22 protein-coding genes and 1 riboswitch are annotated in these 21,730 nt (G+C 42.4%); of the genes, 4 read left to right on the top strand and 18 right to left on the bottom strand.

What is annotated here, in order from left to right; genetic code table 11:
• Positions 1-210 precede the first annotated feature (210 nt).
• From AB4Z45_RS10005 to AB4Z45_RS09975, 7 genes are all read right to left on the bottom strand, one after another.
• Positions 211-1,797: an extracellular solute-binding protein gene (locus AB4Z45_RS10005; protein ID WP_441909100.1), complete on the bottom strand. Its 1,587-nt coding sequence runs from the start codon at positions 1,795-1,797 to the stop codon at positions 211-213.
• A 124-nt stretch (positions 1,798-1,921) separates the two neighbouring features.
• Entirely contained in the window at positions 1,922-2,794 is an 873-nt protein-coding gene (locus tag AB4Z45_RS10000; protein ID WP_441909017.1) for a carbohydrate ABC transporter permease, read from the bottom strand.
• A gap of 10 nt (positions 2,795-2,804) precedes the next feature.
• Positions 2,805-3,752, bottom strand: coding sequence for an ABC transporter permease (locus AB4Z45_RS09995; RefSeq protein WP_441909016.1), 948 nt, complete (start codon positions 3,750-3,752; stop codon positions 2,805-2,807).
• Positions 3,753-3,960: 208 nt separating this feature from the next.
• Complete coding sequence (locus AB4Z45_RS09990) at positions 3,961-6,177, bottom strand: helix-turn-helix domain-containing protein (protein ID WP_441909098.1); 2,217 nt, start codon at positions 6,175-6,177, stop codon at positions 3,961-3,963.
• Positions 6,178-6,235: 58 nt separating this feature from the next.
• On the bottom strand, positions 6,236-6,466 hold the full coding sequence (locus AB4Z45_RS09985) for a hypothetical protein (RefSeq protein ID WP_441909014.1): 231 nt from the start codon (positions 6,464-6,466) through the stop codon (positions 6,236-6,238).
• Between the two features lie 13 nt (positions 6,467-6,479).
• Positions 6,480-7,634 carry a Gfo/Idh/MocA family protein gene (locus tag AB4Z45_RS09980; protein ID WP_441909013.1) on the bottom strand — a complete coding sequence of 385 codons (1,155 nt, stop codon included), beginning with the start codon at positions 7,632-7,634 and terminating at the stop codon, positions 6,480-6,482.
• Positions 7,635-7,790: 156 nt separating this feature from the next.
• A complete protein-coding gene (locus AB4Z45_RS09975; protein ID WP_441909012.1) occupies positions 7,791-8,477 on the bottom strand; it encodes a GntR family transcriptional regulator in 687 nt (228 codons plus the stop codon).
• A gap of 125 nt (positions 8,478-8,602) precedes the next feature.
• Here AB4Z45_RS09975 and AB4Z45_RS09970 point away from each other — a divergent pair, with 125 nt between their 5' ends.
• Together AB4Z45_RS09970 and AB4Z45_RS09965 are read left to right on the top strand one after the other, a co-directional pair.
• A complete protein-coding gene (locus AB4Z45_RS09970; protein WP_179089790.1) occupies positions 8,603-8,899 on the top strand; it encodes a DUF3055 domain-containing protein in 297 nt (98 codons plus the stop codon).
• Positions 8,900-8,949: 50 nt separating this feature from the next.
• Positions 8,950-9,228 carry a hypothetical protein gene (locus tag AB4Z45_RS09965; protein ID WP_076267837.1) on the top strand — a complete coding sequence of 93 codons (279 nt, stop codon included), beginning with the start codon at positions 8,950-8,952 and terminating at the stop codon, positions 9,226-9,228.
• Between the two features lie 171 nt (positions 9,229-9,399).
• On the opposite strand, the gene AB4Z45_RS09960 is transcribed toward AB4Z45_RS09965, so the two are convergent.
• On the bottom strand, positions 9,400-10,755 hold the full coding sequence (locus tag AB4Z45_RS09960) for a dicarboxylate/amino acid:cation symporter (protein ID WP_076267838.1): 1,356 nt from the start codon (positions 10,753-10,755) through the stop codon (positions 9,400-9,402).
• Positions 10,756-11,064: 309 nt separating this feature from the next.
• Positions 11,065-11,841: a phytanoyl-CoA dioxygenase family protein gene (locus AB4Z45_RS09955; RefSeq protein WP_441878929.1), complete on the bottom strand. Its 777-nt coding sequence runs from the start codon at positions 11,839-11,841 to the stop codon at positions 11,065-11,067.
• A 125-nt stretch (positions 11,842-11,966) separates the two neighbouring features.
• Between AB4Z45_RS09955 and AB4Z45_RS09950 the strand changes: the two genes are divergently transcribed.
• A complete protein-coding gene (locus AB4Z45_RS09950) occupies positions 11,967-12,854 on the top strand; it encodes a helix-turn-helix domain-containing protein (RefSeq protein ID WP_441909011.1) in 888 nt (295 codons plus the stop codon).
• Between the two features lie 20 nt (positions 12,855-12,874).
• On the opposite strand, the gene AB4Z45_RS09945 is transcribed toward AB4Z45_RS09950, so the two are convergent.
• The 7 genes from AB4Z45_RS09945 to AB4Z45_RS09915 all read right to left on the bottom strand — a co-directional run bounded on the left by AB4Z45_RS09945 (position 12,875) and on the right by AB4Z45_RS09915 (position 19,496).
• Positions 12,875-13,639: a metallophosphoesterase gene (locus tag AB4Z45_RS09945; protein ID WP_441909010.1), complete on the bottom strand. Its 765-nt coding sequence runs from the start codon at positions 13,637-13,639 to the stop codon at positions 12,875-12,877.
• A 109-nt stretch (positions 13,640-13,748) separates the two neighbouring features.
• Complete coding sequence (locus AB4Z45_RS09940; RefSeq protein ID WP_441909009.1) at positions 13,749-15,554, bottom strand: ABC transporter ATP-binding protein; 1,806 nt, start codon at positions 15,552-15,554, stop codon at positions 13,749-13,751.
• 24 nt (positions 15,555-15,578) lie between these two features.
• Complete coding sequence (locus AB4Z45_RS09935; RefSeq protein ID WP_441909008.1) at positions 15,579-16,034, bottom strand: lasso peptide biosynthesis B2 protein; 456 nt, start codon at positions 16,032-16,034, stop codon at positions 15,579-15,581.
• Positions 16,035-16,049: 15 nt separating this feature from the next.
• Positions 16,050-16,376, bottom strand: coding sequence for a lasso peptide biosynthesis PqqD family chaperone (locus AB4Z45_RS09930; RefSeq protein ID WP_441909007.1), 327 nt, complete (start codon positions 16,374-16,376; stop codon positions 16,050-16,052).
• On the bottom strand, positions 16,377-17,312 hold the full coding sequence (locus AB4Z45_RS09925; protein WP_441909006.1) for an aldolase: 936 nt from the start codon (positions 17,310-17,312) through the stop codon (positions 16,377-16,379).
• Between the two features lie 90 nt (positions 17,313-17,402).
• The gene (locus AB4Z45_RS09920) at positions 17,403-17,543 is read right to left on the bottom strand and encodes a paeninodin family lasso peptide (RefSeq protein ID WP_441909005.1); all 141 of its coding nucleotides are present in this window, start codon (positions 17,541-17,543) and stop codon (positions 17,403-17,405) included.
• A 15-nt stretch (positions 17,544-17,558) separates the two neighbouring features.
• Positions 17,559-19,496, bottom strand: a complete 1,938-nt coding sequence (locus AB4Z45_RS09915; protein ID WP_441909004.1) for an asparagine synthase-related protein — start codon at positions 19,494-19,496, stop codon at positions 17,559-17,561.
• A gap of 330 nt (positions 19,497-19,826) precedes the next feature.
• Here AB4Z45_RS09915 and AB4Z45_RS09910 point away from each other — a divergent pair, with 330 nt between their 5' ends.
• Positions 19,827-20,159 (top strand): helix-turn-helix domain-containing protein, encoded by a 333-nt coding sequence (locus AB4Z45_RS09910; protein ID WP_441909003.1) that lies wholly within the window; start codon positions 19,827-19,829, stop codon positions 20,157-20,159.
• A gap of 14 nt (positions 20,160-20,173) precedes the next feature.
• Here the strand turns inward: AB4Z45_RS09910 and AB4Z45_RS09905 are convergent, their stop codons facing one another.
• Entirely contained in the window at positions 20,174-20,335 is a 162-nt protein-coding gene (locus AB4Z45_RS09905; protein WP_339207751.1) for an anti-repressor SinI family protein, read from the bottom strand.
• 18 nt (positions 20,336-20,353) lie between these two features.
• Positions 20,354-20,435, bottom strand: a riboswitch (cyclic di-GMP riboswitch).
• 198 nt (positions 20,436-20,633) lie between these two features.
• Positions 20,634-21,680 (bottom strand): UDP-glucose 4-epimerase GalE, encoded by a 1,047-nt coding sequence (gene galE / locus AB4Z45_RS09900; protein WP_441909002.1) that lies wholly within the window; start codon positions 21,678-21,680, stop codon positions 20,634-20,636.
• Positions 21,681-21,730: the final 50 nt, after the last annotated feature.

The following is a 21,730-nucleotide window of genomic DNA, read 5'->3' as shown; positions in this document are numbered from 1 at the left end:
CTCAGACATTTCCATGCAGTGAAAATTTAATATAAGGGGAGTAATACAGGCGACCGACGCTATTACGACAACTGCCTCTATCTGTTTGCCATGCTTGCGCTTAGCGGCAGCTTTAAAATTTATATGCCAGCTGTATAGCGTTTTTTCTCATCGTAATTGAAAAAGAACGGCCACCACTCCTTAATGGAGGGTAGCCGTTCTTTTTTCTCCTTACGGATTCTCAGCTTTAAACGCTGCTCGCTTCTCTTCCATTACTTCCTTGCCGCCAATTTTCATATAATCCGCTACTTCCTTATCGTAAACCTTGTCAAAATCCGCTGGTTTCGCGGTTAACACTTTAACAAATATTTCGTCGTCCTTTTCCTTCAGCGTTGTAGCGTACTTGATCTCCGCTTGAATCGGCGTCACCACACGAGGTTTAATGATTCCATCCTTCGATCCAGTCGCGATGCTTTCCACCGTAAAATCCTTGAAATTCGGATCGGACGCATTTGCCGTAATGTTCAGCAGCTCATCAGTTGTACTGACATATTTTCCGTTAAGAATGATACAGTAATCAAAATAGTTATATAAAGTCTGCTTCGCCTGATCGTTATCAAGCGTGATTGGCACGCCATCCTTCATCTCATAAGTTACGCCTTCCGTACCGTTCTGAAGGGCAATTATATTGTCCGTTTCAGCCATCCAATTCAAATATTTAATGGCCGCTTCAGCATTTTTACTTGCTTTTGGTACCATGATGTATATGCCATTAGGCGAATAAATAGGCTTTGGTGTCTTGCCGTCCGCGCTTGTGAACGGGTCGATTAACGCCAGCTTTGCATTCGGATCATTCTTTTGCAGCTCGGCATAATAGCCCATATAAACCGGCTCGTTGGTATTTGTTGTTGCTGAACCAATATACCCGTTCAGCAGGTTCTTCTGAAACTGCTGCGTATCCTTGCCCATATGGAGCGGAAAATCCGGATCCATAAGTCCCTCGTTGTACATCTTATTCAAGAAGCGGTACGCTTCCTTATTGCCCGGAATGAGCCACTCCGCTGATGCATAGAGATCCTCATCTGTGATTTTGTCCCATTCCCAGAACGAATATTGAATCGGATGCATATGGAAATAGTCGATCTGACCATACGGAATCGCTTTATCACCGGATTTGCCAGGCTTTTTCTCTTTAAAAGCCTTCATCGTCTCATAGAACTGCTCCGTTGTTTTCGGCAGCGGCAACCCGAGCTCATCCAACCAATCCTGCCGGATAAAAGTCGAGCTCTGAGGCTGAAGAACGCGCTTAGCAGGAATCGTATACTGCTTGCCATCGAATACACCGTAGCTGAGCAGCTCCTCACCCAATACTTCCTTCAACTTTTGTCCATGCGCATCCAGCAGCGGACCAAGATCTGTCAGACCGCCGTTTTTTACGTATTGCTGTACCGTCGGCTGATCATAAGTAAATACGATGTCAGGAGCCTGATTCGCAGCCATAAGCACGTTCAGCTTGTCTACCTCCTCTGAGCGAGGAACCGTAACGAATTCGACAGTAATATTATTCGGTTCACCAAAATTTTTCTGAATGTATTTTGTCATATCGTTGTCGGTAATTTTCGGAGCGCCTGCCGGTGTATTGTTTCGGTCAAACAGCTCGATTCGAAGCTTAATTGGATCTCCTTTCGGCTTCTCGGTTGCTTCAGAGCCTGAATTGCTCGGTTTATTGCTTGCAGCTTCCTTTTCTTTGACAGGCTCCTTATTTCCGTTTCCGCTGCTGCACGCAGACAGCATGGATGTGATCAACAGCACTGCCATAAAGATTATCGTGAATTTACGCCTTGCTCTCCTCAACGCATTCAACTCCCTTTAATCATTTTTTAAATCTATAGCAACTCCATGAAACGGGAGCTTTCGGCTCCAGCCTGTCCGGGAGTGACTATCAACCTTTGACGGCACCGATCATCATACCCGAAATAAAGTAACGCTGAAGCGCCGGGTATACGAGCAAAATGGGAATGGTTGCGAACATGATCGAGGCAGCTTTAAGGCTTTCCGGTATCGGTACCGAGGCATTAAGTCCCTCTGCTATCGCCATATCGTTAACCTGGCTGTTGATGACCATTTCGTACAGCTTCAATTGAAGTGGATAAAGCTCCGATTTGGTAATGTACAATAAGGCATCCATAAATCCGTTCCACCTTCCCACTGCGTAAAACAAGCTAAGCGTGGCCATGACCGGAAGCGACAGCGGCAGGACGACATGCCACAATATTTTAAAATAGTTGGCTCCGTCCATCCGCGCCGACTCTTCCAGCTCTACTGGAATGGAGGAGAAAAAGGTCTTTATGATGAGCAAATAAAAGGCATTAACCATCCCCGGCAAAATGAGCGCCCAGATCGAATCAAGCAAATGCAAATTTTTTACGAGCAAATATTCCGGTATCATGCCTCCGCTGAAAAACATCGTCAGGACGATAAGGAGAAGAAAAAAGTTTCTTCCCTTTAGGTTAGGCTTCGTCAAGGGATAGGCTGCCATAATGGTCATCAGCATCGCTATAGCCGTGAACAAAACAACTAGTCCAATTGTAAAAAGCAAGGAATGGATCATCGCTGCATTGCCGAAAACAGCCTTGTAAGCAGAAAAATCGATTTCTACGGGGAGTATCGTAACTTTTCCTGATAAAATCGGCCCGTTGGCGCTTAAAGATAAGGCAAAAATATGAAGCAGCGGCAGCAGGCAGAAGAGCCCCGCCGTTATGATTACGACCATGATCATTGCATCTACGATTTTGTCATTTCCATACGCTCTCATATCTGCCCTCCTACCAAATGCCTTGATCGTTAACTTTTCTGGAAATATAATCGGCCGACAGCAGGAAAATAAGACCTACAACCGCTTGGAAAAGACCGATAGCCGTTGCTATTGTATACCGTGCGGACTGAATTCCGATTTTGTATACATACGTGCTTATAACCTCAGACACATCGGTGACGAGAGGATTGCTAAGTACAAACGGTCTATCAAATCCAATGCTGGCCATATGTCCAATATTAATAATGAGTAGAATGATAATTGTCGGCTTGATGCCCGGCAGCGTGATATGCCAGATTTTACGCATTCGGCTTGCACCATCCACATCTGCAGCTTCGTAAAGATCCTTGTTAATTCCCGTTAAAGCAGCGAGATAAATGATCGTTCCCCACCCGGCACTCTGCCAAATACCTATGCCTAAATATGTAAGCACCCAGTAAACAGGCTCCGTAAGGAAAGGAATGACCTTCATTCCTAACGACTTCAGCAGATTGTTGACAATACCGTTATTGGTCGCCAGCAGCTGAATGGCCATCCCGCCGATGATGACCCATGATATAAAATGAGGCAAATAAAGAATCGTCTGCGCGCCTTTTTTGAACCATTTTATACGAAGCTCATTTAACAGTATCGCTAGTGCGATTGGAATTGGAAAACTTACGACAAGATCCAAGAAATTGAGTAGAAAGGTGTTGCGGAGCGCATTGTAAAAACCATCCATCTGAAATACTTCCCGGAACGTTTCGAAGCCGACCCAGGGGCTTGCTAAAATGCCTTGAAACATGTTGTAGTCCTTAAATGCAATGACGACGCCCAGCATTGGTGTGTACTTAAAAATAATAAAATACGCCAAGGGCAGAATCAGCAGCAGGTATAACTGCCAATCCCTGTACAGCGCTTTCATACGAACGCGCGGCACGGTTTTGACCTTCCTCTGACGTTCCGTTGCAATCTGCATGGATGACCTCCTGACTCTTATTGGAAGCAAATATTTCGGCTTGGTTCCAAATGTAGCACGCGATTAAGAAATCGGATATTAACAAGAATCAGAGGCTTAGCATAATCGGAAATCCCGCTATTCACGCGGACTTTACCATTTTCCGACGATTAACCTTTACGGAAGTAAAAAGAAAATCTGCCGATTAATTCGGCAGATTTGTTGCCATTCATTCGTTTAACCGATAAATGGTTCGATATTCACCTGGCGGTAGATTAAACAATTTTTTGAAAGCACGGTGGAAGGAAATGACGTGTGTATAGCCCACCTGTTCTGCAATCCATTGGATAGGCTCATCTGTTTCAAGCAGCATGTTTTTCGCATGTGCGAATCTTACCTTAAGCAAATAATCGATAAAATTTTCACCATGCTCCTCTTTAAACAAATGACTAACGCTTCTCGCGCTTAGACCAAGCTTCTCGCTGACTTGAACGAGAGACAAGCTCGGATCAGTGTAATGCTGGTCGATGTATTCCTTCGTTTGGAGGGCGATCGTATGATTTTTGCCAGTCAGCCTTTTCTTATCCCTATCGCCCGCAAGTTCAGTCAAAACAGCCGCAAGCTGAATCTCAAGCTCGTCGATCGTTTCAGCATGCTGGGCAATTTGCCTGAACCTGCTTCGGTATTCGCTGCTCCATATCGTCTCGATATCACTTGGCAATGCTTCCATATCTTTCTCTAGCTGGCGGATTAGATTATGAATGAACGCTTCAATATCCGCGCGCGAGATTAACATGCCTTTCAACTTAAGAAAAATTCGGCCCAGCTTAATCTCCCATTGCCCGTCGTCCATCCGGCAAGAGCGTGACAGCTCCAATATGGATTGAAAGCAAAGAAGTGTCTCTCCAGTTTGTTTTGTACATCTTAACCGGTTGTCAATTACGCTGTTTGTCCCAAAAACAGCTTTGTAGGATACATTCTCAGCAGCGCTGCGGTAAGCGGCAGCAATATCATGAATCGAATGGACGAAGTCTCCAATTCCGCAAGATACGGTTAACTCCAAATGCTCGTTCATCCACTTGCGGAATTCCTCGCATACTTGTACCAGCCTATCTTGAATGGACTCTGAGCTTTGCTGAAGAAAGACAACAAAAGCCATTCGCTGAGGCTCTGTCCATACGTGTTGGATCTGCAATTCCTTCTGCTGCATAAGCTCTCGAAAAGCAGATTCAATAAGAAATTTCAGCAGGTTTTGATCACTGGCTTTATATTTATCAGTAAATGCGGCAAAATGGTCAATTTCTAGAGCAATGACGCCAATCCATTCATATGAATGCGGCAAGCCAAGTACCGATGCCTGCTTTTTCCATTCCTGATCGGTCAGCATGGATCGTCCAACTAGCAGCTCCTGAAGGAGATTCCGTTGACGGAGCAGCAAATCCTCTTTATGCAGATGCTCATAATCAATCGATTTTTTTAATAAATGATCAATGGCGGTTTCGATGAATTTGAACTCATTTCGGGGCATCTTAATGCCAAGCTCTTGGCTTTTGCGAGCCGCATATCCGTCGATTTTACCCATGATGGTCTGGATCGGCTTGTAAGAGACATGCGTAATAAAGGTAAACCATATTAAGGCTAATATGATGATGATAAATACGATAATGAACCAAATGTTGGAAAACAAAGAGAGGGCGGAAAATTCGTTGGCATGCACGCTGCCTGCATAGAATTGCCAACCGGTGTATGGGGAGCTGGCATAAATACCGCCTTCCTTGGCAGAAGGCAAAGTGGACTCAAACGGCTTCTTCTCCCAATCTAGAAGTTGAATCGTGCCGCCGTATCCATTGAATTGATTCATAAAATCGATGATGGAGCTTACATTAAGATTGACGACCACCGCTCCCTGCTTATCAGACGCGAATGGGTAAGCCTTTACCAGTGAAACAACCTTGCGAGTGGAATCGTCAAGGATAGATTCACTATACTCTCTTGGGCTCGTCCAGCCCATTGCAGCCGATCTTGATTGATGCGAATCGAAAAAAGGTTTGTCCTTAAACGCCTCGAGCTTGACCATCCCTGCTTCGGATAATACTTTTCCAGTATGATCACTGTAAATATAAATGGAATTAACGAACGGCAAAGATGAGGATATTTCAACTAACTTTTTTTGAATTACGAAGTAATCATACAATGACTTGGGCTTTTCATAAAAAAAAGCTTGCAGCGTTTTGTCCGTCTGCATTTCCCTAACAACATTGCGCTCAATCAGTTGCAAGCTCGCGTCCACATTTTGCATCGTCTGCTCCACGATCGCTTGATTCGTTTCCAAATACTTTTTCTCAGACGAATTATTTAACGTTGAAAAAAACAAAAAGATAACTGATGAAATAACAAAGAAAAATATCGGTGTATACGACAGCATCATCCGGTAATACCAGTTCATCTTCAAATGAACCAACCTCCCGTCCATTTATGAAGCGCTTACAATTAGAAAGATGTTTCTAGTTTCTGCTTCTAGCCAACCTCTTCCTGCAAAGGAAAGAAACCGCGAATACGCGGCCTCCTCCGTGCAGTTGTTGATTATGCCTTCGTCCATGAAGTGCGTATAGGTTACAATTTCCTGACCATTCCAAAAGCCACTTAAACGTCGTTTCTTCCATTTCTACTCGAACAACGGCTGGAAGCGGAGTACCTGCATGAATGGAAAGCTGCAGTGATTCGTCGAACGTCATATTGGATCCCCTCCTATTTGCTTTCTCCGCTTACCGTAATTTGATTGCTGATGAACGCTGCAACGGAGTTTTTCTTCTCATAGAAGTGGGTCGCTGACGCCATAATCCCTTCCCGTGTATAAAAAGGGCTGTCTGGTCGAATAGGCAGCTCAACAGTTGTCCCTGTGCTGGAAGCTTGATAAATAGCAGTAATAAGCTCAAGCGTTTTTCTTCCTTCCACTCCCGTTACGAGTACTTCACTGCTGCCGTTTTCAATCGCGGTTATAACATTATCCAGCTGACCTTTGTGCCCTACATAGGTTAAGGAAGCTGTACCATCTGCAACAGCTGCAATTTGCCGCTCCAATTCCGGGTTTTCTATAGGAAAACCGTTCTCCTGTGCAGATGAAGCGGTTAGCTGCCATGGCATGGATACTCGCGCTTTCTCACCTTGGAAAATAAGCTTTTGCTCTTGTCCGTGATGAACGACGGAGCTTGTGATTTGAGCAATCGCACGCGGATAGGACAAAATCGCTACCGACAAATCCTCAACTTCTGCATTATCATGGGAAGTATTAGCCATAATGGCCGTCACTTTATCCGGCATACCCATCATCCATTGGAACATATCAATATGATGAACAGCATGATTTAGCGTGCAGCCTCCGCCTTCCTTCTCCCAAGTTCCGCGCCACCACAAATCGTAATATGTATACCCTCGCCACCAAAAGGAATCAACCTGCGCATGCACGATTCGTCCTGCAAGCCCAGAATCAAGCACGCTCTTAAGCTTCATGACCGCATCGCCAAATCGATTCTGGCTTATAACGGAAAGAATTTTTCCTGATGCTACCGCGGCTTCGTTCATTCTATCGCATTCAGCCAACGAAGATGCCATTGGCTTCTCGACAATGACATGTTTTCCTGCTTGCAGGAAGTCTACGGAAAAATCAGCGTGTGTATAGGGCGGTGTGCAAATCGAAACCAAATCGATATCATCACGCGACAGCAAATTATTGTAATCGTTTACAATTTCACAATTCAATTGATACTTCTTTTTTTTGTCCTGCGCGCTTGCATCATGAATATCGTATAAAGCAACAATACTGCAGCGGTTCCCAAGTGCCAGATAAGCTTCGATATGAGCAGACGATATAGAGCCGGTTCCAATAATCGCAACACGAATCATATAATTCCATCTCCTTAGTCATTTTTCTTAACTGATAATACTAGTATACAATTAATTCAGACAAGTGCATATGCTTTTTTATATGAATATATATAGCAAAATCAAAAAAACAGCTGACACCTCCTATGAGGCTGCCTGCCGTTTCATTGTACATGATTACTTAAAATACGCGGGGTGTTTCTCTTTCAGCTCATCCTTCTCCAGTTGAAATCGATTCAAATGCTCATGCATCACTTTTTCCGCTGCATCTGTGTCCTTGTCCTTAATTGCCGCTACGATTGCACGGTGCTGGCTCAAAATGATGTGCCAATCATCGTTTGCAGCAAGGCGCAGCATCCTCACCCTCTGGTAATGGGCGCTAAGCTCCTGAAGCAGCTTCCATGTGCGGAGCTTCCCACATCCAATGATAATCGTTTTGTGAAACTCGTCGTCGAGCTCAAACAATCGCTTATAGTTTTTTTCTTCGATACAGAGCTCTTGCAGGGCAATCAAATTTAGCAGCTGCAGCACTTGTTCAGCCTTAAGCTGCTCGCATGCCAGCCTGACGATCGTACTTTCCAGCGTTTCCCGCACGAAGCGTGACTCTTCCACCATATCCAGATCAATGAGAGAAATAAATGAACCTCGCTGGGGTATCGTTTCAATAAGCCCCTCTTGCGAAAGCTTAACGAATGCTTCTCTAATGGGTGTTCTGCTAACCTTCAGCATTTCAATTATATCTTTTTCTGAAATAAAACGGCCCGGCTCCAGTTTCAAATCCAATATATCTGATTTCAGCTTATCATATACGTAGTCACGAATAGATCCTTTTGCATCACGCGACGATTCAGAATTGTAGTTCATATCATTGCATCCCTCCTGATGGCACTGCTATTACTAATGTACCATAGCTTGTATAAACTGCAATAAGCCAAAGCAGAACATAATATTGTATAATGATTGTATTAATGAATTGGAGGCTATACTTTATGCTGTTGCCTGATTTTGATTTTATGTCCGATTCCACGGAAGAAACGTCAACAAGATACGTCACTTTTATTGGACCTAGCTTGAAGCGATTCGACCTTGCTATTACTTCCACTAGCCGTTTTTACGGCAAAAAACTAATTACTGATCTTCAATTTGGCAAAACAGCGATTATCGGTCCTGATGACCTTGAAGAGGAAGGTTATCTTGAACATACGTTTAAGCTGACAGAAGAAGAAGCGGCTGAGCTCGCTCAATTCTTATACTTTGTTGTTGGAACGGTGCATTTTACCGATTAATCAGGGTACACTGAAATGGTAAACTAATACCATTTGAGAGGAGTCTGCTGATGGATCGATTTGTTCCTGAAAATCGCCAGCCCTATACAGATGTATCAACAGTAGAATCGCAGCGCAACGATCTCATTCCGGAGGAGTTTCCGGATGGACCGTATGGCTCTGATCTGCTGATGGAATCGCTAGGAAAAAGTACGCCTTGGAGAGTGGATCAGCGACCATCCAATCGCTTCGCTTATGAGAATCGAGCGCTTCATGCAGGATTGCCTCGTGACTATCCGGGTGAAGATGAATACGACCATGATTTTCCTGAAGTACATGATGAACCTTAAACCAAGCAAAAACGCCTTAGGCGTCCTTAGACGCTGAAGTAGTTTTGACGGTGAAATATAAGATAAGTATGAGAAAATTATATACTTTCTTATATTTAAACAAAGCCCTTGGATAACACGTCATATCACGTGTTTCCAAGGGCTTTTTTCCAAGCTTATTTATAGGTTGATTTATGCAGGATTAAGCTCTAGGTCATCTTCGTCACCGCGGTTGAATGCTTCACGATCGAATTCGCCTTCGGAATCTGCTACAAGCAATGCAGTAACCGTAGTACCCGTAGCATTAACAGCCGTACGACCCATATCAATTAAAGATTCAACAGCAACAACGAGTGCAATACCTTCTAGCGGTAGTCCAACTGCTGTCAATACAACTGTTGTCGAAATGGAAGCTGGACCTGGTACGCCCGCTACACCGATTGATGAGATTACGCTAACAAGTACGATAAGTACATAATCTGTTGCAGTAAGCGATACACCGTAAACTTGTGAGATGAATACCGCTACAACAGCCGGCCAAACCCCGCCGCAGCCGTTAAAGTTCATTGTAGCGCCAAGCGGTGCTACAAAGCTCGCGATTTTTGGTGAAATGCGAAGGCGCTTCGTAATAACTTCAAGATTGACCGGAAGCGTTGCAAAGCTGCTGCGTGTTGTGAACGCTACGGCTACCGTAGGATATGCTTTTTTGAAAAACTTCAAAGGATTAACCTTAGCGACAAAAGATACAAGGCCGCCAAAGACAAATACAAAATGCAAGAGCAATGCGATATAAGTTACAAGAATTAACATAGCAAGCGGTTCGAGTGTTTCCCAACCATATCTAGCAGCCATAACTGCAATCAAGGCATACACACCATACGGTGTAAAGCGAAGAACGAACTTAACAACCTGGTGCATAATTACGGTTGCCGATTGAATGAACGCTTTGAACGGTTGAACAGAATCTGGATTTTTTGCTCCTACCTTAACGATTGCGATAGCAATGAATAGTGCGAAAATAAGAATAGGCACTACTTTACCCTCTGCAGCATCGTTAATCGGATTCGAAGGCACTTGATCCAATATCACTTTGAAAAAGCTTGGAACTTCACGCGCTTCAAAATTTTCAGGTGTTTTAAGCTCAAAGCCTGCACCCGGATTAATAGCAGATGCTACTAGAAGTCCGATAATTGCGGCTACACCTGTCGTTGCAAGAAACCAACTGATTGTCTTAACGCTAAGCTTGCGTAGAAACTCAAGATTCGTAATCGAGATAATACTGTTAATAACGAGAACAAATACGAGCGGAATAACGATCATCTTAATTAAATTAATGTAGATGGAGCCAATCGTACCTACGCCCTCAGTATCTAGTTTAAAGTTGTTAAAAATGATACCTGCCACAAGGCCAAGGCCAAGTGCGACCAATACCCTCGTTCCGAAGCTTACACGTTTTTTGGCCATAAAATAAAGACCGCCAAGTATTATTGCTGATACAACTAAACTGATCCAGTTTGTTTCAATCGCTGTCAATAAATTATTTTCCATAATACAACAATCATCCTTTCTGTCCACACATTATGATTAATAGCAAAAATTAACTCTTAAAATCATATTCATTTTAATTCCGATAAGAATACTCTACTTTGCAGAAACAAATATATCATCGTTCTCAAACTTATGTCAATATGATTTTCCCACAGTTTCCAGAGAAATATTCGTTTAGTTTTTTTGAGTTTCGATACTATAAATATATAGGGCTCTTTCAAGTATTGCTTCGCACAAAAAAGAGACGTACAACAACCTTTTGAATCTGGTTGTATACGTCTCTTTGTGGCGTAACTTCAGTATAATAAGTTACTCCGTAATTTCAAATTTTGGTTTAACATTGTTGAAATCAAGATTTTCTCCGCTAACCATAAGGCCCATGCCCCAATCAAAATGAGTATTTACAGAAGGCTTGTCGGCTGCATCACGATATTGGAACAAAACGTTTCTTCTCGTTCTGTCACTGCGGTTAACATCCGATCCATGAATCGTCAAATAGTTGAAGAACAGCACATCCCCTGCTTTCGCCGGGCAAAGCGTACCAGATGAAATTGGATATTCCTTATGGTTGAGATAATGTCTTCCCACATGATTCAGCGGTCCTTCCAAATGAGAACCAGGGATAACCGCTAAGCAGCCATTTTCTGAATCGGCATCATCAAGATGAACGCTTGCAGCAAGCATCGAATGGTCGTTATGAGGGAAATACGGATAATCCTGATGCATAGGAAATGCTGCTCCATTCGCAGGCGGCTTCACAAGCATTTTGGAGTGATGAAGCTGTACATTGGGACCGATGATTCCATTCAGTACGGATACCATATTCGGATGAATGACTGCCTTAGTAAAGGAGGCATCATGATAATGCACATCATGGAAGCCTTTTAGAACGAGCTTCTTAAGCTGCTCTGGCGGGAGAAAATCTCCTTGCCATGCGTGGTTATGATCTGCCTGAGCAAGCGCCGCTCGTTGAATAACCCGCTCAACAGCCGCTCTCATCTCTACTACTTCCTCATTGTTAAACACGCCTCTAACAAGCAAGTAACCATTTTCTTTATAAAATTGCACATCTTCATTAGTAATCATGTTCATTCCCCTTATCGTATAATTAATGTGAATATGGTTTAATTATAGATAGGATATAGTGCAATCGTATTTACCTGTTAACGACATAATTTTGCATTATTACGCCATAGGAGCTGATCGTTCATATGTACGTTTGGTCAAAAAGCGAAGAACGCTTAAATCGATATGCAAGATTGCTGCAAGGTGAGAGCTTGACCATCCATGTTTATTATTGGGGAGCGGTACCAAAGCTAGTTGCAAATGCTGTTCATAAGCATTCTTTTTTTGAGGTTTGTTACGTGGCTGGAGGTACGGGAATTTATGAGGAGGGCGGAACGGCTTATCCTCTGCATGAAGGCGTGCTTTTTTGCTCGCGGCCAAATATCCGTCATCAAATTAGAGATGTAGATCAATTGGATTTATTATATGTTGCCTACGAGCTCGATGAGAAGCTTTCTAAGCCGGATGAATTCGAATATTACAATCAGTCTTTAAACAGCGGCCCGATTTGGATGGAAAACCAGCAGCATTCTCCAACAGCTCAAATTTGGAAATCGCTGCTCATTCCAAGCGAAGAAATGTTCGCTGTGCCAATCGCCTTGCTGAATCAGCTGGCACATGCCTTGATCCTAACGTTTCCTACAATTGTAGGCGGGAGGAACAAAAGTACAGAAATCATTTTGCCCGCTTCCAATGCAGCTATCCTCATTAGCCGCGCAAAGCTGTACATACGCGATAATTTAGGCGCTAATTTGAGCTTATCGGAGGTTGCCCGCTACATTAATGTGTCGGAGCGCCATCTATCTAGACTTTTTTCGCAAAGCGTTCATGAATCGTTCTCCATGCTTGTTAGACATGAGCGAGTCCGCGTGGCGGAGCAGCTGCTATCACAAACAGCAACGCCGATTAAAACCATCGCTGAGCGCTGCGGCTTCTCATCCGTACATTATTTCTCCCGAACGTTTGCCGAAGCCAAAGGTATTCCTCCAGCTGCCTTTCGCGAGGCCAGCCGCAGAAATACCGATGATGACTAGATGCATCTCAGGTTCATTGATTATAGGTCATGAATCGTAATCTCGCTTCTGACCATAAACCTTGCGTTAACGCCTGCTTGACCGATCCCTTTGGAAATGTAAAAGGAGCCATCTTTATTATGATGAAGGCCTTTGTAGATTCCTTTCACGGACAACGGGCCCTTTGGCTTTAATGCAAAAAAGAACGGCACGTTCAGCTGCTTCCCATGCAGATGACCGGCCATTAAATATTGAAAAGGGCGATTAATTTTTAGAACGACATTAGGATCATGCGTCATAATGACGACAGGCTTGCTATCATCAATACCTCTAAATGAAGGTAAGATTCGGCTATGATGAGAGCAATCATCGTCAATTCCGACAAGCTGAAAATCATCGAGCATAACATTCTCGTTACGCAGCACCTTAATGCCATAAACGCCAAATAGATCGAGCAATTTCTTTAAACGAGGAAGCTCATAATCATGGTTTCCGAGCACTGCATAGACAGGTATTCCGCTGTCTGCAATAGCTTTAAGGTAATAGCCTACCCGCGTCAAATAGTGTTCTTTATACGTATAATCGCCGGTCAGAAAAATGTAGTCAGGCTGCACGGAGGCAATGACATGCTGAATTCGCTTTGCGCTTATGCGCAGCCTGTCTACATGCAAATCGCTAATTTGCAATATGCGTTTGTTAATGCCAATGGGATGTGTAATTTTTTCGATTTTCAACCACTGGGTTGGGAGGATAAAGAGCAGGTACAAGAGAAGCACGGTTATTCCGAGCGTTAGTATAATAGCCAAATGTGTCCTCCTAATCATTGAAACCAATTCTGAGTTAATCTATCCCAAGGAGTAAATGCCTGTCCCTGTCATGAACTTTACTACTCTAATTAGTATAGTAAAGTTACGACTATAAAGCTACTTGCAGCTGGTTGCCTAACAAACGGCTGAACAGTCCTTTTTTATCCTCAGCGAGCATGATAAAATGACCCGTTTGCACGATTTTCCCATTTTCCAACACGATAACCTGATCTGCATTCCGAATGGTCGATAAGCGATGAGCAACGACGATAACGGTCATTTTTCCCTTAAGCCGCTCTATGGCTTCTTGAATTTTTGTCTCGTTCAAGCTGTCTAGTGCACTTGTAGCCTCATCCAAAATAAGGATTGATGGCTTTCTTAATATTGCTCTAGCCAAAACGAGTCTCTGACGCTCCCCGCCTGATAAACGTATTCCACGATCACCAATAATCGTATCGATTCCATCCGGAAGTTTACGAACAAATTCAGCTGCAGAAGAGAACTCCATCGCTTCCCATATTTGATCTTCCGTCGCATTCGGATCGATTAATATTAAGTTATCTCTAATCGTCCCATGGAACAGAAACGGCTCCTGCGGGACATAGCTTATCGATCTTCTTAACGACAACAGATCCTCATCTGTAAGCGTCTTGCCGTCAATAAGCACATGACCAAGTTCTGGCTTCATGAGTCCCATCATTAGATCGATTAAAGTGCTTTTCCCCGCGCCTGACTGTCCAACAATGGCGGTCATGCCATTAGCAGGGATGCTCAAATTAATAGCTTCCAGCGTGTAATCCGGCTGCTCCTCGTCATACCGAAAATAGACATGGCGGCATTCGAGCTGGTGCTTGAGTCTAACGCTCTCATCCTTATCTTTTTCGTATAACATGACATCTGCTACTTCCTGCGCTTTCAAACATTCTTCCTGTAGATCCATTAACGTTTTGAAAGCAGGCATGGATGAAGCAATTAATTCTACATTAGATTGAATGCCAGTGAATCTCGGCCACAGTCGCGCAAACATGGCGATAATTAGCAATAAATAAGCGCCTTCTTGCTGGAACATCGTTACCGAGAACAAAATAAATACAGCAATCATAAGTGAAGAGGTCAGTTTATAAACAAGCTGAGAATTATTTCTTATTTTACTGCTGCTAATTCGCTCATCCGCTTGTTTTCGAGTCCAGTCCTGCATCCAGCGATAACGCGAAATCTCCAGTGAATTGCTTTTAATATCTTTCATCCCATTGAAGTGATCCGTAATACCGGCCATATATCCTTGATAAAGATCGATCGCCGTACTTCCAAGCTGCTGTGACTGTTTAATGAATCGACGAGATAGAAAAATGACAATGAGCCCAAAGCCAAGGACAAATAACGTCATCTTAACTGAAATTACAAACGCAATTCCAATCTGAATCATCGTAAAAATTAATGATGCCATAAATTGAAGAACAAGGTAAGCGCCATTAGTCACACGCCCTAATTGATCCGTTAATGCGGCGATTAGATCCGTTTTTCGTTTTCGTATAAAGAAGGTCCAATGTGTCTGCAGTAATGTTCGATATATTTCTAACCTTACACTGTTAATATAACCAGTCAAAATTCGTGTTTCACGAATGCTAAGCATACGGCTGACAACACTTTGACCGATAACTAACGTTAAATATACTGAAAGGATGATCATTAAGGCTTGCAGCTTTGGCATATTTTGCAAAAATTCGAAAAATCCCAATCCAGGTATGGAGTGAATTTGGAAATCAATAATTCCGATAACGGATAATAACGGGACTAATAACAGCATTCCGGCGCCATCTAACAAACCAATGATCATCATTCCAAATAAGTTGAAATAAAGCATCTTTCCCGCATAGCTATGTAGTTTTTTTGTGAAATATATGATGTGATTCATTGCCTCATCACTTTCCATTCCTATTCATTGAATGAACTTAGCGAACTTACCCGTTACGGTAAATCGGCTCATCTCTTCTTCACCTGTAACGTACAAGGAACCGCTCCGCAGCCAAGCATGGGCAATCAGCTTTCCAGACTCGTCCTTCGCTGTTCCTAAATACAAGGTGCTCTCAATTTGGCGTCTTTCCAGCATTTTCATAGCGGTAATCGCTCGAACCAAACACTTTGTCTCCCAAAACGTATTTCTGCCCATGACTTCAATCGCGTTGTTTACTCTCGAAAGTATGGCATGATTATTTAATATGTAGGTAGAGTCCGTTTCTTTCATAGAGCTTCCTAATGTTGGTGCTAGTTTTGAAAAAGGAAAATACAACAGCTGAAATCTAATCAAACCCATATAAAAAGCAGCTTCTATAAAAAAGAATAACGTCTTCCGATCCAGGGATAGGAACGTTTTGCATTTACTTATCATTCCCATAGGTGCACCTTGACCTTATACTCGGATGTGAATTAATTTTTCTTCTGACAAATGCAGCAAAAATGGAAGCACTTGCTCTTCACAAACGTTACGCTCAACGTCATACTGCTCAGTTAATTGTTCAATTAGCTGTTCAACAAGAATAGGCTCTTGAATAAACTCCCATATTTGACTGCCCATAATGCCGAGATTGTAATACTTACCATTCTTTACGCTTAAAATCACTTTTTCCTCGCCCATATCGCTAACGATATTATCATTATCTCGAACGATATTTGCTCCTAATAATGCTAATCGACTCGGTTGTTCCGATGAATGGCTTTTCGTATCTGCTTTCATCATTTATTCCTCCATAACTATGGTTTTTAATATTAGATCAACAAGTTGTGGTGCCGAGAACTCATTAGACGAGCGCTTAAGTCTATAAATTGGCAGCCGCTCTCCGAGCTTCGAGGAAAAACTGAAATGCCAATTCGTCTTTGATAGTTTTGGAATCAAAAATTGTCTGTACGTGTGCTGAAAAAGCAATTGCAAACTGGCAAGCTTACTTGCCTTTTGAATACTTATTCCATCTTCCTCAGTCTTCTCTAGTTCAAATATGCCTGCAAGCCGCATCGGAACGGAACAATATTTATCCTCCATACCTACGCAATACTTCGTCTCCCGGCCATATATAGAACGTAAATCCGTATGATTGATTCCCAAAGCATCCAGGCTCTGCTGCCACAACTTTTGCTGCGGATAAGAAGGCGTTACAAGCGGATAATGTTCCGACTCTGTGAAAGAAAGGGCTACAATATCATCAGTGAGCAGTGTATGACCACGCTCGGCGAAAGCAGAAGCAAGGGTGGATTTACCAGCTCCAGATTCACCAACAAAGGCATATGCTTTCCCATTAACGACTACGGCGCTGCCATGCAGCGGATATAACGACCTTTGCATCAGCACAATCCCCATACACGTACCAAGAATGTACAATCGAATGATATCTTCGTATGCACTCGCATAAGGTGAGACAATGATTTGGTTTCCGTTGCTTACTCGAAATACTCCTGCATCGGGCATCTGGAACGTTACAGTTCCATGATCAACGATAAATTCTACAGAGCCAGTGCTGAAACCATGCTTTAAGTAGGGATCAACTACAATTTCAAGTTCAGGTTCTATTGAATCAAGACCCTCATTAATAGACATGAGCTCATGGAATGGAATTTCACTGGATATAGCTAATCCAAAAGCAGTATAGATTGTTTTGCTTTTTACACCTGTGTTCAGCACCTTATCCACTCCAATATTGTTTCAATTAAAAATGAAAGCCCTTATACCACTTCCGTATAGGGGCTTTCATATGTCGCTATTATTACTAGATTAGCTTTTCCAAAAAATATCTGGTTTAGGAGTATTCGCAGGATATGTAGCATCCGTATAATACCCGTCACGCAAATGCAATTCTGTCATGCTTACTTCAAGAACTTCCAATTCAGGCTTAACCCATTGTTTTAAAGTCATTCATTTCACCTCCTCTCAAAAATTTTGTTTTAGAAACCGATAAACGATTACGCTCCACATCAAGTCACGCAGTCCAGCTTCCCCAGCCAGCTCTGGCTGGATCACATCCTTGAACCTGGCTAGCGCCGTCTTAATAACACCGACATCAATAAATTCTGAAATCTTTGAATCATTGCTCATCTCTTCTGCTTCCCTCATAAATGACTGCCATTCAGGTCGCATTCGATGAATCCAATCCGCTCCTTGCACGCCGCGTATATGCTGATTAAGCCTTACTTTATCAGGCAGGATATTAGCTGTTGCTCGGCGTATAAGCGCCCGGTCATAGCCTTTATAAACAAACTGTTCCTCCGGCACTGATAAGCAGAAACGGATGACTCTAATGTCATTTGTGGGATCGCGGCTCAACAAGCCGTACGGTAACGAAAATTTCGAACTTACTGTGTTCGATGACACCCAGTGCATCGGATCTTCAAAATGCTGTTTTCTTAATTTGTAAATGTTTCCGCTAGAAAACCAGCCCGATTCATCCATACCATGTTCTCTGAGCTCTTCAAATACTTTTGTCCTATTAGCAAACGCTGGATTAATGATAGGTTTATAAGGATTTTCGACTTGAACCTTATTTCTATTAAGCATAGGCATAGCCTGTTTGGTCATTAGCGACAACAGGTKAGCACGTCCAGTCCCCATATTGTAACTGTAGGCTTTCAACTCATTTTGCAGCCGAATCCATCTTAATTGTTTAAAGAGCAGCAAATAGTTTGTTAATGCATCTCCCCAAGAGATCGTCAGATTGCCGCGAGCACCCGTTAGCAGTACGCCTACGTCCTGCTTGGCAGCCTTCTCAAATATGCCTCTAATCCAGAAGGAATTCGCAAAATATTTATAAGGCATCTCAAGTACATCTAGACAAGAATCAATTTCTGAATAAGAGCTTCTATCTGCAAAATCAAGGTAATTCGGTGAAATCCCCCCAACATATTGAACCGTTGAGTTTATATACGGCGTTTCATTAGCAATTAAATTACGTGCCGTATAATCGTCAAACTCATTTGGAGGTATATAGCTATAGGTATGTATCTGCTTGTTTAAGGGTCGAAGAGTTTTTGCGGCAAAGCCGACTACCGCCCCTGAATCCAAACCTCCGCTTAGCTGCGACCCCACCTGTCGATGCGTTCGAAGTCTAGCATTTACAGCCTCTTGAAATACGTTTTGGAAGGCTTCAACATATTGCTCATCCTTTTTGAATCGAAGCCTCTTGCCTACTGTAAGTGAAAAATACTTCGTTACCTTCAATCGACCGTTTTCAACGATTATGTAATGTGAAGGCGGCAGCTGCCAGATATCCTTATACACGCTTTGGGTAATATCAACAGCATCAACGACTGTACTAATGGCCAAGTACTGTGCCATCCATTGCTCATTCAACCGTTTAGGAACATCCGGCAGCTCCAGCAACGGCTTCATCGTCGTGCACATCGCTAGACGGCTTCCGTTCCAGTGATAATACAATGTTCGACAACCTGAGAAGTCTCTGGCAGCAAACACTCTTTGTTCTCTTTCATCCCATATCATAAAAGCAAAATCACCGATCAGATGCTTGGGTGACTCAACCCCCCATTTCGCATAGGAGAGTAAAATCAGTTCGGCATCAGTGATTTGCACTCTACGGTCAAGCTCTACATTTAATGCTTCAAACAGCTCAATGCGGTTATCAATAATTGCATCGGCACTTATGACTAAGCGTCTTTCCGAATCATAATAGGGATTGCATTCCCCGACAGACTCTGGTGTAATCCATTGATTATGGCATCCAACAAACACATTGTTCTTATTCCATGCTTGAGCTGTATTGCAAGGAAACCGTGATAATTGCTGCATCAGTCTATTCCCCTGATCTAACACATGGGCTGTCTGATCAACTTCATAAACGACTGCTATTGCGCTCATTCGTGCCTCCGATTTAGATAGCCAGCGTGTTCTTCAATCGAACGAGATGCGAGCATCATTGAATGTCTTTTAGTTCTTAATAAAGAACATATTTGAATAATACACTTGAAAACAGACGTTGTCAATCGTTTTTTCACCAAAATATCACAAAATAAAACGAAACATCGTTCTTTTATAAGAACAACATTTCGAAATGGGTTTAACCTTATTTTTTTCTAATTTAGACGTCATTTTATTTTTTATTCGTTAAAACTTACAAGCTTTCGCAATTAAGAATTATTCGTTATAATAGTGTTAGTCTACAACGAAGAGATAACGGGGGAGTTTGCTATGATCGGAGAACGTATTCAGATGCTGCGCAAGAGAAAAGGCCTATCCCTAACGGAGTTGTCGCAACGGGCAGGCGTCGCAAAATCTTACTTAAGCTCTATTGAACGAGGGCTTCAGCAAAATCCTTCGATTCAATTTCTCGAAAAGGTAGGCGCAGTATTAAACGTAACGGTTGAAGAATTTTTAAATAGCGATGAAAACAATGATCGTAAAACAAACAATCTAGACACCGAGTGGGCCGATCTAGTTCGAGAAGCAATGGCTTCTGGCGTAAGCAAAGATCAGTTTAAAGAATTTTTAGAATTCAATAAATGGAAAATAAAGCGAGAGTAGCGCTTTATTTTCTTTTATACGGCTGTTTCTTGTATATCATCTTTCTTGCTTTCTTCAAGACATAGTAATACCTTTCTAACATCTTCCTTGCTAAACCCCAAAGAACGTGCATTCATGATTAATGCTACCCATTCCATATCTAAATCCTGATTATCCTCTGATTTTGTAAGTACCATTTTCCCATGTCCCCCATTCAATTTGGGACGGTTGCACCACTGACTCCATGCGTTTAAGGTGCCCAGATACTAAACGCATTTCAACGTCTCCCTATGCTTGTCATTCGTTTATAGATGTATTATAAATCACTTTAATTGCGTATGCTGTCGCTTCCTGTCTCACAAAAATGAAAGATAATTACATTTTTTGTCGAATTTATTTAATGATTGTTAAAGGGAGCAGGGGAAGGAAATAGAGCCCGCCAGATCAAATTAGGAGCTCTAAAATGTTGCTTTATTAAAAGAGCTATCCGGTATATTATTTTGCTGCAAGTTCAGATTTCAACAGTGCATCTTCTTCATAACCATTCGGATTTGAAAATTGCCATCTCCACGTATCGCTGCACATTTCTTCTATTCCTTTTGTTGCAAACCAATTCAATTCTACATTTGCCTTCAGCGTATCTGCATAACAAACAGCAATATCGCCAGGTCTGCGACTAACGACCTCGTATGGAATGCTTTGACCAGTTACCTTCTCGAAGGCTGCAATCATCTCTAACACACTGTAGCCATTCCCAGTGCCAAGATTATATATATTCACATTTGATTTTCTACTCATCTTTTCCAGTGCCTTTACATGCCCCTTTGCTAGATCTACTACATGAATGTAGTCTCTCACTCCAGTGCCATCCACAGTTGGATAATCATTTCCAAACACATGCAACTGTTTAAGCTTGCCAACAGCTACCTGCGATATGTAAGGCATTAAGTTGTTTGGCACGCCATTTGGATTTTCTCCAATTCGACCACTTTTATGGGCGCCAATAGGGTTGAAATACCTCAATATCGTTATTCCCCAGCTGTTATCTGAACTAGCTAGATCCAGTAAAATTTGTTCTAGCATGAGCTTAGTCCGGCCATATGGATTAGTTGCTGAGAGCGGTGAATCCTCAATAATCGGAACTTGTTCGGGCCGTCCATAAACAGTAGCCGAGGAACTAAACACTAATTTATGAACACCAAATTTCCTCATGACTCCACAAAGAATTAAAGTGCTCGTTATATTGGTATGATAATAAGATAATGGCATTTGAACAGACTCTCCGACAGCCTTTAACCCAGCGAAGTGAATAACGGCATCAATAGCATGATTCGAAAATACATGCTCGAGCCCCTTTTGATCCATAAGATCCATTTGATAAAAGGTAAAGGTTTTATTTGTAATCTCTTTTACCCTTTCTAAAGCGATATAGCTGCTATTAGACAAATTATCAACAACCACTAATTCATATCCCGCTTCAAGAAGCTCAATGCAAGTATGACTTCCTATGTACCCCGCTCCGCCTGTTACTAAGATTGCCATTTTATTTACCCCTCTCAATAATTCTTAATAAAGAACAACTAAATCAAAAA

This window comes from Paenibacillus sp. MCAF9 (genome assembly GCF_052114265.1).
Lineage (GTDB): Bacteria > Bacillota > Bacilli > Paenibacillales > Paenibacillaceae > Pristimantibacillus.
Note: the sequence above shows the minus strand (reverse complement) of the source record. Positions and strands in the feature narration are given on the sequence as shown.